Below are 13,878 nucleotides of genomic sequence, written 5' to 3'. Positions count from 1 at the left end.
GCGCTCAAGCGCCATTCTCACAATTTCGTCTCAGCACCGGGCTGTTCGGCTCGGGCTGCTACAGGGCGTTCCGGTTGTTCTACCGGGAAGAAGGTATAGGACAAAGTGATTTCCTTCACGTGTTTCAGTTCAGGATCCTTGTCCATTTCAGGGTCGACAAAAAAGACGACCGGCATTTCGACAGTTTCGCCGGATTCAAGTGCCTGCTCTGTAAAGCAGAAACAGTCCAGCTTGTTGAAATAGGCTCCAGCGGCGGGTGGCCACACATTGTAGGTGGATGTGCCAACGCTCGGTCCCACGCCAGTGTTCGTAGCGAGGTAAGCAAGTTGCGCCGACTCGCCCATCTTGAGGGTTACAGACCGTTGCTCAGGCTTGAATGCCCAGGCAAGACTCTGGTTCACATTGCCGTCGAAACGGATGGTGATCTTCCGGTCGATCACGACATCGCTGGCGGCATCTGCAACCTGTGTCGTGCCACCGAATCCGGTGACCCGGCAGAACAGGTCATAAAGCGGTACGGCTGCATAGGCCATACCCACCATCGAGGCAAACATCCCGACGCAAATGACCGCGACTTTGCGGTTCTTACGGGCCAGATCCTGATCCGCTTCCCGGCTCATGCGTTCCTCCATCAGAGCGCCCTGTCCATTACACTCGGTCCCAGCTTGATGATGGTAACGATGTAAAAGAGCACAACCATGGCAACCAACACGGCTGCTATCGCAATCGAGCGCGCACGGCGCTTTTTCTTTTGCTCGTCCGTCAGCTTGATGCCCTGTTCTTCGGCGGCCATGCGATCAGGCCCCCGCGATCAGGCTTTCGCCCAGAAGAAGGGCGAACAGCATGAACAGATAGAAGATCGAAAACTTGAACAGGCGCCAGCAAGCTGCTTTGGCGGCATCGCCTTCTCGCTTGCGCCAGATATCGGCGGCAAGGGCAACAAAGATCACGCCGAGAAATGCGGACGCTGCACCGTAAAAGAGGCTTGCGAACCCGAGCAGATAGGGCGCCACACCGACAGGCGCCAGAAGGATTGAATAGATCAGAATGTGGTGACGCGTGCTGGTCGGTCCCGCGACCACCGGAAGCATCGGCACTTTTGCAGCCGTGTAGTCACCGTTTTTGACCAGGGCCAAGGCCCAGAAATGCGGCGGTGTCCACATGAAGATGATCAGGAACAGTACAAAGCTTTCCAGACTGACGCTGCCAGTCACGGACGCCCAGCCAATCATCGGCGGAAAGGCCCCGGCTGCGCCACCAATGACAATGTTTTGAGGCGTCGAGCGTTTCAGCCACATCGTATAGACGACGACATAAAAGGCGATTGTGAAGGCCAGGAAAGCGCCGGCAAACCAGTTCACCAACAGACCAAGCGTCAGAACCGAACCGATCGACAGAGTGATGCCAAAGGCCAGCGCTTCGTCAGGCGTAATCTTGCCTGCGGGGATAGGCCGATTGCGTGTTCGGGTCATGACGACGTCTATGTCAGCATCGTACCACATATTGAGAGCGCCGGATGCGCCGGCACCGATTGCGATACACAAGATCGCGACAACGCCGAGCACAGGGTGCACGTTGCCGGGGGCAAGCATGAGACCGACAAATGCAGTGAAGATGACCAACGACATGACACGGGGTTTCAGGAGCGCCACATAGTCGCTCACAGATCCCATTCCACCGTTCCAAACGGCGCTGTCCTGGTTCATCGTTTCCTGGCGCTCAACGAGCGACATAGGCGCGTCCTTTGATTTCCATGTTCGCCTGTTCTTTCAGTTGGCTTCGAGTATCTGCCGAACCGTCAGGCTTTCAAACTGGCACCGCGCCGGGAACCGGCGCGGTGCAGATCGTGCGATGGAGGCTATCCTCCACACCGCGCTTACTTGATGCGCGGTAGCGTTTCGAACTGGTGGAACGGCGGAGGAGAAGACAGTGTCCACTCCAGGGTTGTCGCCCCTTCGCCCCACGGATTGTTGCCGACAGCGCGCTTCTTGGAGAACGCCTCGACAATACCGTAGATGAACACCAGGACAGCGAAGGCCGAGATGTACGATCCGATGGAGGAAACATAGTTCCAGCCAGCCAGCGCGTCAGGGTAGTCGGCATAGCGACGGGGCATGCCATTCAGACCCAGGAAGTGCTGCGGGAAGAACACCAGGTTCACGCCAATGAACGTAATCCAGAAGTGCGCCTTGCCGATCGTCTCGTTGTACATGTAGCCGAACATCTTCGGGAACCAGTAGTACCAGGCCGCGAAAATCGCGAAGACGGCTCCGAGTGACAAAACGTAGTGGAAGTGAGCCACAACGTAGTAAGTGTCGTGGAACGCACGGTCGAGACCCGCGTTAGCCAGCTGCACACCTGTCACACCGCCGACGGTGAACAGGAAGATGAAGCCGACAGCCCAGACCATCGGAGTTTTGAACTCGATCGAACCGCCCCACATGGTCGCGATCCAGGAGAAGATCTTCACTCCTGTCGGAACCGCGATCACCATAGTGGCCGCCACAAAATAGGCCTGGGTCTCGGAAGACATGCCAACGGTGTACATGTGGTGTGCCCACACGATAAAGCCGACGACGCCGATAGCGACCATGGCATAGGCCATGCCGAGGTAGCCGAAGATCGGCTTGCGGGAAAATGTCGAGATGATGTGGCTGACGATACCGAAGCCCGGAAGGATCAGAATATACACTTCAGGGTGGCCGAAGAACCAGAACAGATGCTGGAACAGGATCGGGTCACCACCACCTGACGGCGTGAAGAACGTCGTTCCGAAGTTACGGTCGGTCAGAAGCATGGTGATGGCGCCGGCCAGAACAGGCAGCGACAGAACCAGCAGGAACGCCGTGATCAGAACGGACCAGGCAAACAGCGGCATCTTGTGCAGCGTCATGCCCGGAGCACGCATGTTGAAAATGGTGGTAATGAAGTTGATCGCACCCAGGATCGAAGATGCACCTGCGATGTGCAGGGACAGGATCGCAAGATCCATCGCCGGGCCAGGTTGGCCGGAGGTCGACAATGGCGGGTAGATCGTCCAGCCGCCACCAACACCGTTTCCGCCCGGAGGCCCTTCAACGAAGAGAGACAGAACCAGAAGCAGGAATGCCGGAGGAAGCAGCCAGAAGGAAATGTTGTTCATGCGCGGAAACGCCATATCAGGCGCACCGATCATGATCGGAACAAAGTAGTTGGCGTATCCGCCAATCATGGCAGGCATCACCATGAAGAAGATCATGATCAGACCGTGGGCCGTCGTGAACACATTGAACATGTGTGCATTTGCGAAGATCTGCATCCCCGGCTCTTGCAGCTCCATGCGCATTCCGACGCTGAGTGCACCGCCTACGATCCCGGCAAAGATCGCAAAGAAGAGATACAACAGGCCAATGTCTTTGTGGTTGGTCGAATAGACCCAGCGACGCCATCCGTAGGGATGGTCATGTGCCGCATGTGCTTCGGTCGCAGCCATTTGGGGCTCCCTCTTTCAAACTTTCTCAGCGGCGCTGCGTCTCATCGCGCGCATCGCCAAACAAGAAAAGCCGCAGCGTTATTTCGCTGCGACCGAGACTTCTTTATCTTTGCCGCCTTCAGCGACTTTTTTCGCTTCGGCGATGGACGCCATCAGCTGTTCGTTGGCGGTGTCCAAGTCTTCTTGGGCCGCAGTCGCCCAAGTCTGGAACTGCTCCTTAGAGACCACGCGAACAGCAATCGGCATGAAGGCGTGATTGATACCGCACAACTCGGAACACTGTCCGTAGAAAACGCCTTCTTCACGGGCATGGAACCATGTCTCGTTCAGGCGGCCGGGGATCGCATCGATCTTGAGACCCATGGACGGCATTGCAAATGCGTGAATCACATCTTCGGCAGTCACTTGCAGCCGGATCGTTGTATCTACAGGAACGATCAAATCTTGGTCGACTGCTAGAAGGCGTGGAACTTCGTTGAGGGTAACGCCCCGCGCTTCGGCAAACTCGCGCCTTGCCTCTTCATCTTTAACCGGGTCCTGTACATCCCCTACCATGTAGGAGTCGAAATACAGTTCGCCCATGTTTTCATCGGTGTATTCGTACCCCCAGTACCACTGATAACCGATCGCCTTGATGGTCATGTCGTACTCGGGAATATCCAGCTGCTTGTAAAGCAGACGGAAGGACGGAATGGCGATCACAACAAGGATCAGGATCGGGACAACCGTCCACGCGACCTCGATCATCGTGTTGTGCGACGTGCGTGAGGGAACCGGGTTCGCCTTTGCACTGAAGCGCGACATGCAGACAAGCAGCAGCGCCAACACGAAAAGTGTGATGACGGTGATGATTATCAACGTGAAGCTGTTGAACCATGTGATGTCGTCCATCACTTCAGTGACAGACCGCTGAAATCCGAGCTGCCAGTTCGTCATGCCGGATTCGGCAGCCAGGGCCGCAGTGGACACCCCAGCAAATGTCGCCGCCATACCGGCTATAGTCATGAGACGCTTGAAGACTGCCTTCACGTCTGCGCTCCCTTCCCTCAGCCGCTTCACGCGGCACATGCATCAATACCGGATACACACTCCGGCCCAATCCAGTGCGGCAGTAGCGGGCTTGGCGCAGCTTCGCAAGCCCCTATCTGCAGCATCCGGACACCCGACAGGATTATCTGATGGCCGGACTATAACCACAAACTGGTATTGAGGGCGATGGTTTCTAGCGTGCAGAGCGGCGATGTGCCGCATCACCCCACCAACACCCTGCTGTCGCACAAAAACCACAAGAAACGCCGTGCTGCAACGGAATTTCCAACTTTTCACAGCCCCTGAAAGGCTTTGGCCATTTGACAAGGGTCAAGGACAGGCTGATTTTCGACAAAAAATGCAACTATCGCTGCCGATTGAAACCCCGCCGGACTGGAATCACACGCTCTCATGCGGCAAGGTCGGCTCGGGATCACATTCATGATTCGCAGGCCAGCCGGTTTCCGGATGCGGGGAGCGGCTCACGGATCATATAACGCTTGACTGGAGGATTTCTTGTCAACCCTTTTGACGCAGTCCCTGGCTGCCCGCAAGACCGGACGCTCCAAATTGTCGATTGCCAAGTTAGCCGCCATTGCCGGACTTCTTTTCAGCGCCATTTCGCACTCTACGTTGCCCGCGTCCGCTCAAGGCGAGGTTCGCTCTGCGCATGGCGACTGGCAAATGCGCTGCGATACGCCTCCCGGGTCGACCGGCGAACAGTGTGCCTTGATACAGAATGTGACGGCCGCCGACCGCGAGAATGTCGGCCTGTCAGTGATTATTCTGAAAACCGCGGACAAGCAGGCACGTATCCTGCGTGTTCTTGCACCGCTCGGCGTGCTTCTGCCTTCCGGCCTCGGGCTGCGGGTCGACAATGCCGATATCGGACGCGCCGGATTTGTCCGCTGCCTGCCGAACGGCTGCATAGCCGAAGTCATCCTGGAAGAAGACCTGCTGTCCAAACTGCAAGGGGGCGGACAGGCCACTTTCATCATTTTCCAGACACCGGAAGAAGGGATCGGCATCCCGATTTCGCTGAACGGCTTTTCAGCAGGGTTTGACGCTCTGCCTTAAGGCTGCCGCAAGCGAACCTCCGCCGAATTCAACGATCACAAAAAAGCGCCGCTCGGCGCTTTTTTATTCTGCCGGTTTATTCTGCCGGTTCGTCATGTTCATCCGAGACCGTCTTGCGCGGAGTGACCTTATGCAGACGGTCCATTCCGGCATACATGCCTTCTGTCAGCTGCATGGCCAGCCGTTCTTCATCCCGGTGGCGCACGTCCTCCTCGATCTGATCAATCCGGTCGAGAGGTGTGCCGAGCGCTTCCAGAGCCGCTCTGCCGAACACGACACTTGATTCGAACGTTTCCCGTATCTGAAAGTCGACGCCACGTTTTGTAAGGTCAAGGGCATGGGCGCGGTCAGTCGCGCGACAGAAAATCAGAACTTCCGGAAAGTCTTTCCGAATAAGATCGATAGCCTTGCCCATTACCTTGTCATTTTCAATGCACATGGCAATCAGCGCAGCCTTGCTGGCACCGGCAGCACTCAAGACGTCTGCGCGCGTCGCATCGCCGTAATAGACCTTGTAACCCTGTTTGCGGGCGTAATCGATACGGTCGGGCCGATTGTCGATAGCCGTTATTTCAAGGCCTTCAGACGTCAGGATCTGAGCGGCGACCATCCCAAACCGGCCAAAACCAACAACAAGAACCGTCGGCGTCGCCTCCTCGAAGGTTTCAATCGACGGGTTCTCGACACCTTTCGCCTTGGCCCGGGCCGCAAGTTTGTCCAGGGCCAGACAGGCCACCGGCGTGAGCAGCATTGTCAGGATCACGATGGCATTCAGAAGGTTTGCCGTTTGATAGTCCAAAAGAGCATTGCTGACGGCAGCCGTGAAGAGAACGAAAGCGAATTCACCGCCCTGAGGCAACGTCACAGCTATGCGCATTGCATCGGAGTTCGGTGATCCCGTCCCCCGGGACAGGCCCCAGAGGAACAAACCCTTGATGCCCATGACAAGAAGGACCCCAACAGCCAGGATGACCCAGTTCTCCATGACAAGATAAACGTCCAGCGACATACCAACGGCGACGAAGAACAATCCCATCAACAAGGAGCGAAACGGTTCAATGTCAGCTTCCAACGTGTGCCTGAAACTCGATTCGGCGAGAAGCACACCTGCCAGAAATGCACCGAGCGCCATCGACAGGCCAACGGTATGCATGATCCCCGCACTGCCCAGGGCAACCAGAAGCGCTGCCGTCAGCATGACTTCGCGCGCGCGGCTGGCGGCGAGAAACAGGAATATCGGCGAGATCAGATACCGGCCCGTGAGAATAACTGCGGCCACGGCTGCCAGAACGAGAATGATCTCCCTGAATATCTGAGCAGCTGTCGATGGCCCTTCGCCCGGCGCCAATATGGCCACCATTGCCAAAAGAGGAACGATCGCAATGTCCTGCATGAGCAGGATGCCAAATGCTCGTTGGCCGTAGTTTGAGGACAACTGTCCGCGCTCCTGCAGGATCTGCAGGGCAAAGGCTGTCGAAGAAAGCGCCAGCCCAAAGCCAGCAACAAGGGAAGTGGAGAATGATACTCCCGAAATCAACCCTACGCCCAGCAACGTCAGGCCGGTGAGCATCACCTGGGCGGATCCGAGACCGAAAATATCGCGCTTCATTCGCCAGAGTTTCTGGGGGTCAAGCTCCAGGCCAATGACAAAAAGCAGCAAGACGACACCGAGCTCGGCCACATGAAGGACGTCTTCTCCAGAGCCCAGAAGCTGCAACCCATGCGGCCCGATCGCCGCGCCGGCGGCCAGATAGCCAACGACCGATCCCAGTCCCAACCGTTTTGCAATCGGAACGGCCACAACGGTCGCAGCCAGAAACACGATAGATTCAGCAAAAAACGGAGGTGCTGCCTCGCTGGCCATTCTTTCTCCTAAACCGGATTGCGGCGACCGGAATCAGTTAAACTGTGATGACATTTTTAACTGTAGCAAATTTGCAGGCTTTAACCTGTCTCAAAATGGCTGCAATACAGGTTATTGCTTCGCATTTTCTGCCGCTGAAGCAAGCTCCGACCTCTGCTTTCATTCAAGAGCTAAGTCAAAATGCCCTGCGCAAAGCAATCGGCTTGGCGGTATGCGCAGAATTTCGCTGCCCGGGAAACCATTTCTGCCACTCAGAAACGTCTTATCACCTGCGAAAAGCCAGGTCTGTCTGCGTTGCCGTCGTCAGATCAACTCATGGCTTGAAAGAAAAGCTTCCAGCGCATCACACGATGAATAGTGGTGTCCGACAAGGCCAGCCTCTTCAGCGCCGGAGACGTTTTCCAACTTGTCATCAACGAAGACGCATCGGTCTGGCTGATGCTCATATTTCTCGCAAATGGCCCGATAGATCCGCGGATCGGGCTTTCGCAGTCCAAACTCTGCTGAAACATGGGCTTTACCGCCGAAGATTTCGAACGCTTCCGGTGCACAAACAGGAAGCGCGGCCTTCAGCATCATGCCGTTGTTCGTCAAAAGCGCGATATCGGCCTTGGCCGTGATCCGTTGCACCAAGGAAAGCACTTCTAACCTCGGCCGCATCATTCGGCGTCGGACATCGCACCAGGTGTTAAAATCGATCGGGTAGCCGAGCAATCTGCCATATTGAGCCAGATAGGCTTCAGCAGTTCCCGGTTCGCCAGCTTCTGCGGCTTCTTCGTGAGGTCCGCCCCAGACCGCTGTATCAATTTCAGCAGCCGGTCTTCCGGTCAACTCCTCAAGCAGTTCAAGTCGCGTTTCATGACGGTAGTCATAGAGAACCTCATCCATGTCGAAGATAACGAATTCAATGCCCGGCATCTTCACACTCCGGATCAGACCGCAGTCCCTCCTACCGTCAACTCGTTGATGCGCATGGATGGCTGACCGACACCGACCGGCACGCCTTGCCCCTGCTTGCCGCAAGTGCCCATGCCCGGATCAAGTTTCATGTCATTGCCGATCATGGAAACACGTGTCAGTGCGTCCGGGCCGTTGCCGATCAGCATTGCCCCTTTCACCGGTGCGCCGACCTTGCCGTTTTCGACCCGATAGGCCTCCGTACAGGAAAAGACGAATTTGCCCGACGTTATATCCACCTGGCCGCCACCGAACGAGACGGCGTAGATACCATCCTTCACAGAACCGAGGATCTCTTCCGGGTCCTTGTCGCCAGCCATCATCACTGTGTTGGTCATGCGCGGCATTGGAATATGAGCATAGGATTGACGCCGGCCATTGCCGGTTGGTGCCATTCCCATCAATCGGGCGTTCTGGCGATCTTGCATGTATCCCTTCAAAATGCCGTCTTCGATCAGAACGGTGCGGCTGGCAGGCGTTCCTTCGTCATCTACGGTCAAAGAGCCACGGCGATCCGGTATTGTGCCGTCGTCGACGATGGTGACGCCTGGAGATGCAACCCTTTCGCCCATGAGCCCAGCAAATGCGGATGTTTTCTTTCGGTTGAAATCACCTTCCAAACCATGACCGACGGCTTCATGGAGCAGAATACCCGGCCACCCAGGCCCAAGAACAACGTCAAACGTGCCTGCCGGCGCCGGTACGGCTTCCAGATTGACCAAGGCCTGGCGCAAGGCTTCGTCCACACCGCCCTGCCAGTTTTCCGTCGTGATAAACCGGTCGAAACCTTCGCGGCCGCCGCATCCAAACGAACCGCTTTCCTGTCGGTCCTCATTTCCCGCGACAACGGATATGCTCAAGCGCACCATCGGCCGAACATCGCGGACAAGATGACCATCTGCACGAAGGATCTCAACAACCTGCCAGGACCCGGCCAGTGACGCCGTCACCTGCCGCACGCGCGGATCGACCGACCTTGCGTAGGCGTCTATTTCCTGCAGAAGCTTGACCTTGTCTTCAAAACTCGGGCCGCCGAGCGGGTTGGCATCAGAATAAAGCGACACGTTTGTTCTTGCAGGAGCCGCAGCATAGCTGCCCGAATAGCCCTTCTTGACTGCGCTCACTGCATCGACCGCGCGTTTCAGGGCACCTTCTGAAATGTCTCCGGCATGGGCATATCCCGCCGCATCTCCGGCGACGGCTCTCAGGCCGAACCCCTGAGCCGTATCGTAGTTGGCTCCCTTGAGGCGTCCATTGTCGAATACCAACCCTTCCGTCTGCCGGTATTCCACAAACAGTTCACCGTCATCGGCACCGTCCAGGGCGTCTTTTGTGAGGCGTTTTGCTGTTTCCAGCCCAAGGCCTGACGATTCAATGAGATCTGCCGTGGAAATGGTCATCGTTGTTTCCTGCGTAATCGTTTGAGGCCATTGCCTTTCCGGAAGAGCTTCCACCGTCAAGCAAGGCGTTACACACAACATAGGGTTTTTGGCGCGCAATTCACCCCGAATTCCTCGAAATCCACTTGCGAGATTTTAAACTTGACTCTAAAACTCATCTTTATGGATTCTTCACATCCTCTGTCAGCCTGACCGCTTCTAAAGCGGCCTCGCCAGCCCTCTCAAAAATTCCCTCATTCAAATTCGCACTTGTCGCGAACAGAAAGACCTATGCGCATGCCCAAGCGACCCAAGGATCTCATTGGCGGGACTTACAGTTCTTTTCATGATCTGGCTGCCCAGCGAGGCGACGGACTGCATCCGCTTATTCTTCAAGCACTGAGCAAGTCAGGAAGTGTTTCCGGCCCTCCGCGGCCCTCTGAACAAAACGACGATATGATTGTGCCTATCGATTTCAGTCGGGCCAAACCATCGGCTTCTAAAAACGGCAAGGCAGCCTCATGAAAACCGTGCTCATCGCGATGCATCTGGTTGCCTGTGAGCCCGACCTGCTCATCTGTCAGGATGTTTCGATGGACGCCAAACGCTGGCAGGACATGGGAACCTGTCAAAACGACCGTGACCATGAAATGCAAAAAGCACAGGAAGAACTGCCGGAATGGGCTGTGGTCATGTCCCGCTGCAGATATCTCGTTGGAAGAGATCGACGAACCGCGCCGATGTTCTGATGCCATGCAAGCGAACAAAGCCCCGACTTGCCCTTGGCGGTCAATTTACCGTACAAGTCTTCAGGCACACATGACCTTGCAACACAGCAGCAGACGCAATGATGAACCGTTACGAAAATCCGCGAATTCCAAGCGAAGCCCGCGTCCGTTACCTGGATGGTGACTACCAGGTGGAAACACCCGGAACATTCGTGCGATGTGCTGTGACCGGAACGACGATTCCGCTTGATGAGTTGAAATACTGGTCCGTGGATCGGCAGGAAGCCTATGTCGATGCCAAAGCGTCTATGAAGCGGTATCTGGAGACGCGCTAGACGCGCCGCCCCTAGCTCTTGAAACTCCGCTGTCGCAGTTTTTCCCGGATTAGGTTCATCAACCGGTCTTCGTCGTCGATGTCCATGCGCACATGCACGACAATGGCCGTCGATGCGATCCAGTGAAAGAGCTCGCCTTCAGTCGTCTCCAGTCTTGCCATGTCCTTAGACGTGGTCACGAGCTGTAGTCCCTCCTCTTCGGCTTCAGTCAGCAGCGCTCTGACATCGGCCTGGCTATAGAGGTGGTGGTCGGCGAAGGCACGTACCTTCTTTACCAGATAACCAAGGTCTTTCAGCGCTTCGAAGAATTTTTGCGGCCGCCCTATCCCGGCAAAAGCGAAGAGCTTCTGACCTTCCAGCGCTGTGTCCTTTTGAGGGCGAATATGTGCATGCAAGATGGGCAGTCCCCTGCGCCCCGAAAGATGAATAGCGGTTTCAGCTGCATTCCCATCCCCAACAAGAACAAGGCAATCGGCTTTGATGATCTGCTTTTCCGCCGGGGCCCGCAAAGGACCTGCAGGCAGGCAGCGGCCGTTGCCGAAGCCAACGGTACAGTCCACCAGTATTAAACTTAGGTCCTTTTTGAGCGCAGGGTTCTGAAACCCGTCGTCCATCAGTAGAATGTCAATGGGCTGCTCTTCGGCAAGCCTTGCCCCTTGCGCGCGGAGCGCCGAAACAACCGTTGGACCGTGGCGGGCGAGGAGCAGAGCTTCATCGCCAACATCGGCGGCATCATGCCGGTCAGGATCTACCAGAACCGGGCCCTTGGTCCGGCCCCCATAGCCGCGCAGCAGAAAGCCGGGTGTATAGCCTTCTTCGCGCAGCCGAAAGGCCAACTCGATCGCGAACGGTGTCTTCCCGGTACCACCGACAACAAAATTGCCTATACAAATGACTGGCAGCCGGCTTTCCGCTTTCGGCCTTGCCAGCATGCGCCGTCCCGCAACAAGGCCGTAGATCCAACCAACCGGTGCAAGGAGAGCCCCTGCAACAGAAAACCCTTGTTGCCACCAGAAGTCGGGCGCTTTGCTCACGCCGCACCTCCAGCTGTATCCGTCGTCTTCAAATAGGGTCCCAGCGCTTCAAGCGTCTTGTCCAGAGCGCCCCGTCCTGCCTCGACCAGTTCACGTGCTCTTGCTGCCTGACCTTCGGCAGCTTCCGGATCTTTAAACAGATCCTCGACACTTGCGCCAAGGTTTTCCGGTGAAGACACTCTCAATGCTGCCCCATGTTTCCAGAAGTCTTTATAGACGGCTCTGGCGTTGGAAACCCTTGGACCGGTAACGAGAGCCGATCCGCATAAAGCGGCCTCAACAGGATTATGCCCTCCTGCTTCAGTATAAGACCCTCCGAGAAATGTAACTGGTGCCAGTCGGTAGAAAAGCCCCATCTCGCCAAGTGTATCGCCGAGATAAACCTGTATTTCCGGCGATATTTTTCCACCGGAACTGCGGCGGGAATAGGTCAGGCCCCTGCTCTGCAGTATTTCGCATATCTGGTCGGCTCGAGCTGGGTGCCTAGGAACAAGGATGAGAAGAAGATCGGGGTAGACGCTGCGAAGCTTATCGAACGCATCAAGTGCGTAATCATCTTCGCCCGGATGGGTCAGTGCTGCCAGCCAGACCGGCCGTTGACCCAATTGAACCTTCATTGTCTCGAAGGTGGCCTCATCCAGGATCGGTTCTTCCGCATCGAATTTGAGGTTGCCCGGCATTCCGACATTGCTGCATCCCAAGTGCCGGAACCTGTCGGCGTCTGCCTCGCTCTGCGCCAATACAAAGTCCAGACACTGAAACAAATACCGGGCAACGCCGCGTAGTATCGACCAGTTCCGGTGCGATTTGTCTGACAGACGTCCATTCACAAGCAAAAAGGGAATGGGCCGGTGGCGCAGTTCGTCGAACAGGCAAGGCCAGATCTCAGATTCTACAACCATGGCCAGGTCCGGTCGCCAGCTGTCCAGAAACCTTGCAATTGGTGCCGGTGCGTCGAAAGGCATGAACTGATGGATCGCATCGGCCGGCAATCGTTTTTCCGCCAATTCCGCGGCCGTAACTGTCACCGTGGTCAACAATACTTTGCTGCCGTTGCCGATCAACGCATCAACCAATGGCAGCACCGAGACAGTCTCACCCACGCTCGCGGCATGGATCCAGACCAATTGACCTTCAGGACGGACCACATCGGCCTTGCCGAACCGTTCGCACTTTCTATGGGGGACTTCCTTTCCCGACCGGCTGCGCAACCAGAAGAGAAAGTGAAACAAGGGTGTCAGGACCACCGCGAGGACCCGATAGGCTGTCACAAGAGCGGGACGGCGATCAGCCATCGGCCCTTCCGACAAGCTGATAGGCACGCGTCGTCGCCTTGTTCAAGCCGTCCTCGACCTGTTGCCGGTAGACTTCGAGCGCATCATCCTCGATTTCCGAAGGCACCCAGATCAACTCGCTCGTTGCAATTGCGCCGCGCCCAAACGGCAAGTTCACGCTGGCTTTGTCCCAGCTGTTGAGTTCAATACTGCGGCTCGTGGCAACCGCCACAGGCAGGATCGGTCTGCCCGAGTGTTTTGCCAGCTGAACAATGCCGACGCCGGAATGGCGCGCAGGTCCCTTTGGAACGTCAGCAGTCATGGCAATGCTGAAGCCGTCTTTCAAAGCGCGCAGAGCTTCGATGAACCCGCGCATGCCTCCCCGCTTCTTGATCTGGCGCGCGTTTCGCCCGCCCGATGCCCTGATAAGACCAAGCCCGAGTTTGCGCGCAGCAATCGCATTGACTTCACCGTCTGCAGATCGCGAAATCATGACTTTCGCCGGCCAGCTGGAAGGCTTGGCAAACGGCACCATGAAATGCTGGCCATGCCACATTGCGACGATCACCGGAAGATCACTTTCCGTTTCTTCATGAACGCCATGTGGCTCAATCGTGAAGCGATTGGTGTGATAGACGAGCTTGAGATAGCCGGCGAGCACGGAGCCGACTGCAGAAAGAACCCAAGGTTGGCGGCCGAGGCGTTTGATCATTTTTCTTGTCGCCTAAA

Annotated in this window: 14 protein-coding genes; 3 read left to right on the top strand and 11 right to left on the bottom strand. The window is 56.3% G+C overall.

The features are described 5' to 3' along the window. Nucleotides 1–17 precede the first annotated feature (17 nt). The 5 genes from Q0835_RS04500 to coxB form a co-directional block, all read right to left on the bottom strand. Nucleotides 18–620: a cytochrome c oxidase assembly protein gene (locus Q0835_RS04500; RefSeq protein ID WP_298813909.1), complete on the bottom strand. Its 603-nt coding sequence runs from the start codon at nucleotides 618–620 to the stop codon at nucleotides 18–20. A gap of 11 nt (nucleotides 621–631) precedes the next feature. Then, nucleotides 632–793 (bottom strand): hypothetical protein, encoded by a 162-nt coding sequence (locus tag Q0835_RS04495; RefSeq protein WP_173006127.1) that lies wholly within the window; start codon nucleotides 791–793, stop codon nucleotides 632–634. A gap of 4 nt (nucleotides 794–797) precedes the next feature. Beyond that, on the bottom strand, nucleotides 798–1,733 hold the full coding sequence (locus Q0835_RS04490) for a heme o synthase (RefSeq protein ID WP_298958762.1): 936 nt from the start codon (nucleotides 1,731–1,733) through the stop codon (nucleotides 798–800). A 143-nt stretch (nucleotides 1,734–1,876) separates the two neighbouring features. After that, nucleotides 1,877–3,472, bottom strand: coding sequence for a cytochrome c oxidase subunit I (gene ctaD / locus Q0835_RS04485; RefSeq protein WP_298813913.1), 1,596 nt, complete (start codon nucleotides 3,470–3,472; stop codon nucleotides 1,877–1,879). Between the two features lie 78 nt (nucleotides 3,473–3,550). After that, nucleotides 3,551–4,462, bottom strand: coding sequence for a cytochrome c oxidase subunit II (gene coxB, locus Q0835_RS04480; protein ID WP_298814057.1), 912 nt, complete (start codon nucleotides 4,460–4,462; stop codon nucleotides 3,551–3,553). A gap of 633 nt (nucleotides 4,463–5,095) precedes the next feature. On the opposite strand from coxB, the gene Q0835_RS04475 reads away from it, so the two are divergent. After that, nucleotides 5,096–5,578, top strand: a complete 483-nt coding sequence (locus Q0835_RS04475) for an invasion associated locus B family protein (protein WP_298959489.1) — start codon at nucleotides 5,096–5,098, stop codon at nucleotides 5,576–5,578. 76 nt (nucleotides 5,579–5,654) lie between these two features. On the opposite strand, the gene Q0835_RS04470 is transcribed toward Q0835_RS04475, so the two are convergent. From Q0835_RS04470 to tldD, 3 genes are all read right to left on the bottom strand, one after another. After that, the gene (locus Q0835_RS04470) at nucleotides 5,655–7,442 is read right to left on the bottom strand and encodes a monovalent cation:proton antiporter-2 (CPA2) family protein (RefSeq protein ID WP_298813916.1); all 1,788 of its coding nucleotides are present in this window, start codon (nucleotides 7,440–7,442) and stop codon (nucleotides 5,655–5,657) included. A 303-nt stretch (nucleotides 7,443–7,745) separates the two neighbouring features. Then, nucleotides 7,746–8,360 (bottom strand): HAD-IA family hydrolase, encoded by a 615-nt coding sequence (locus Q0835_RS04465; protein WP_298958759.1) that lies wholly within the window; start codon nucleotides 8,358–8,360, stop codon nucleotides 7,746–7,748. Nucleotides 8,361–8,374: 14 nt separating this feature from the next. Next, nucleotides 8,375–9,799: a metalloprotease TldD gene (tldD, locus tag Q0835_RS04460; protein WP_298958756.1), complete on the bottom strand. Its 1,425-nt coding sequence runs from the start codon at nucleotides 9,797–9,799 to the stop codon at nucleotides 8,375–8,377. A 500-nt stretch (nucleotides 9,800–10,299) separates the two neighbouring features. On the opposite strand from tldD, the gene Q0835_RS04455 reads away from it, so the two are divergent. Then, nucleotides 10,300–10,527, top strand: a complete 228-nt coding sequence (locus Q0835_RS04455) for a hypothetical protein (RefSeq protein ID WP_298958753.1) — start codon at nucleotides 10,300–10,302, stop codon at nucleotides 10,525–10,527. A gap of 98 nt (nucleotides 10,528–10,625) precedes the next feature. Then, nucleotides 10,626–10,841 carry a DUF2093 domain-containing protein gene (locus tag Q0835_RS04450; RefSeq protein ID WP_298813924.1) on the top strand — a complete coding sequence of 72 codons (216 nt, stop codon included), beginning with the start codon at nucleotides 10,626–10,628 and terminating at the stop codon, nucleotides 10,839–10,841. An 11-nt stretch (nucleotides 10,842–10,852) separates the two neighbouring features. On the opposite strand, the gene lpxK is transcribed toward Q0835_RS04450, so the two are convergent. Genes lpxK through Q0835_RS04435 form a run of 3 tightly spaced genes read right to left on the bottom strand, consistent with a single transcriptional unit; the run spans nucleotide 10,853 to nucleotide 13,861 of the window. Then, nucleotides 10,853–11,875: a tetraacyldisaccharide 4'-kinase gene (lpxK, locus tag Q0835_RS04445; protein ID WP_298958750.1), complete on the bottom strand. Its 1,023-nt coding sequence runs from the start codon at nucleotides 11,873–11,875 to the stop codon at nucleotides 10,853–10,855. Continuing rightward, nucleotides 11,872–13,170 carry a 3-deoxy-D-manno-octulosonic acid transferase gene (locus tag Q0835_RS04440; protein ID WP_298958747.1) on the bottom strand — a complete coding sequence of 433 codons (1,299 nt, stop codon included), beginning with the start codon at nucleotides 13,168–13,170 and terminating at the stop codon, nucleotides 11,872–11,874. The genes lpxK and Q0835_RS04440 overlap by 4 nt, the downstream gene beginning before the upstream one ends. After that, nucleotides 13,163–13,861: a lysophospholipid acyltransferase family protein gene (locus tag Q0835_RS04435; RefSeq protein ID WP_298958744.1), complete on the bottom strand. Its 699-nt coding sequence runs from the start codon at nucleotides 13,859–13,861 to the stop codon at nucleotides 13,163–13,165. Before Q0835_RS04435 ends, Q0835_RS04440 begins: the two co-directional genes overlap by 8 nt. Nucleotides 13,862–13,878 lie beyond the last annotated feature (17 nt).

Origin of the sequence: uncultured Roseibium sp. (assembly GCF_947499295.1) — a bacterium.
In the GTDB taxonomy this organism is placed as follows: Bacteria; Pseudomonadota; Alphaproteobacteria; order Rhizobiales; family Stappiaceae; genus Roseibium.
Note: the sequence above shows the minus strand (reverse complement) of the source record. Positions and strands in the feature narration are given on the sequence as shown.

Excerpts from the sequence above, each read along its gene's own strand:
- Q0835_RS04500 (WP_298813909.1), bottom strand. The coding sequence starts at position 620 with ATGAGCCGGGAAGCGGATCAGGATCTGGCCCGTAAGAACCGCAAAGTC.
- Q0835_RS04495 (WP_173006127.1), bottom strand. The coding sequence starts at position 793 with ATGGCCGCCGAAGAACAGGGCATCAAGCTGACGGACGAGCAAAAGAAA.
- Q0835_RS04490 (WP_298958762.1), bottom strand. The coding sequence starts at position 1,733 with ATGTCGCTCGTTGAGCGCCAGGAAACGATGAACCAGGACAGCGCCGTT.
- ctaD (WP_298813913.1), bottom strand. The coding sequence starts at position 3,472 with ATGGCTGCGACCGAAGCACATGCGGCACATGACCATCCCTACGGATGG.
- coxB (WP_298814057.1), bottom strand. The coding sequence starts at position 4,462 with ATGGCGGCGACATTTGCTGGGGTGTCCACTGCGGCCCTGGCTGCCGAA.
- Q0835_RS04470 (WP_298813916.1), bottom strand. The coding sequence starts at position 7,442 with ATGGCCAGCGAGGCAGCACCTCCGTTTTTTGCTGAATCTATCGTGTTT.
- Q0835_RS04465 (WP_298958759.1), bottom strand. The coding sequence starts at position 8,360 with ATGCCGGGCATTGAATTCGTTATCTTCGACATGGATGAGGTTCTCTAT.
- tldD (WP_298958756.1), bottom strand. The coding sequence starts at position 9,799 with ATGACCATTTCCACGGCAGATCTCATTGAATCGTCAGGCCTTGGGCTG.
- Q0835_RS04455 (WP_298958753.1), top strand. The coding sequence starts at position 10,300 with ATGAAAACCGTGCTCATCGCGATGCATCTGGTTGCCTGTGAGCCCGAC.
- Q0835_RS04450 (WP_298813924.1), top strand. The coding sequence starts at position 10,626 with ATGATGAACCGTTACGAAAATCCGCGAATTCCAAGCGAAGCCCGCGTC.
- Q0835_RS04440 (WP_298958747.1), bottom strand. The coding sequence starts at position 13,170 with ATGGCTGATCGCCGTCCCGCTCTTGTGACAGCCTATCGGGTCCTCGCG.
- Q0835_RS04435 (WP_298958744.1), bottom strand. The coding sequence starts at position 13,861 with ATGATCAAACGCCTCGGCCGCCAACCTTGGGTTCTTTCTGCAGTCGGC.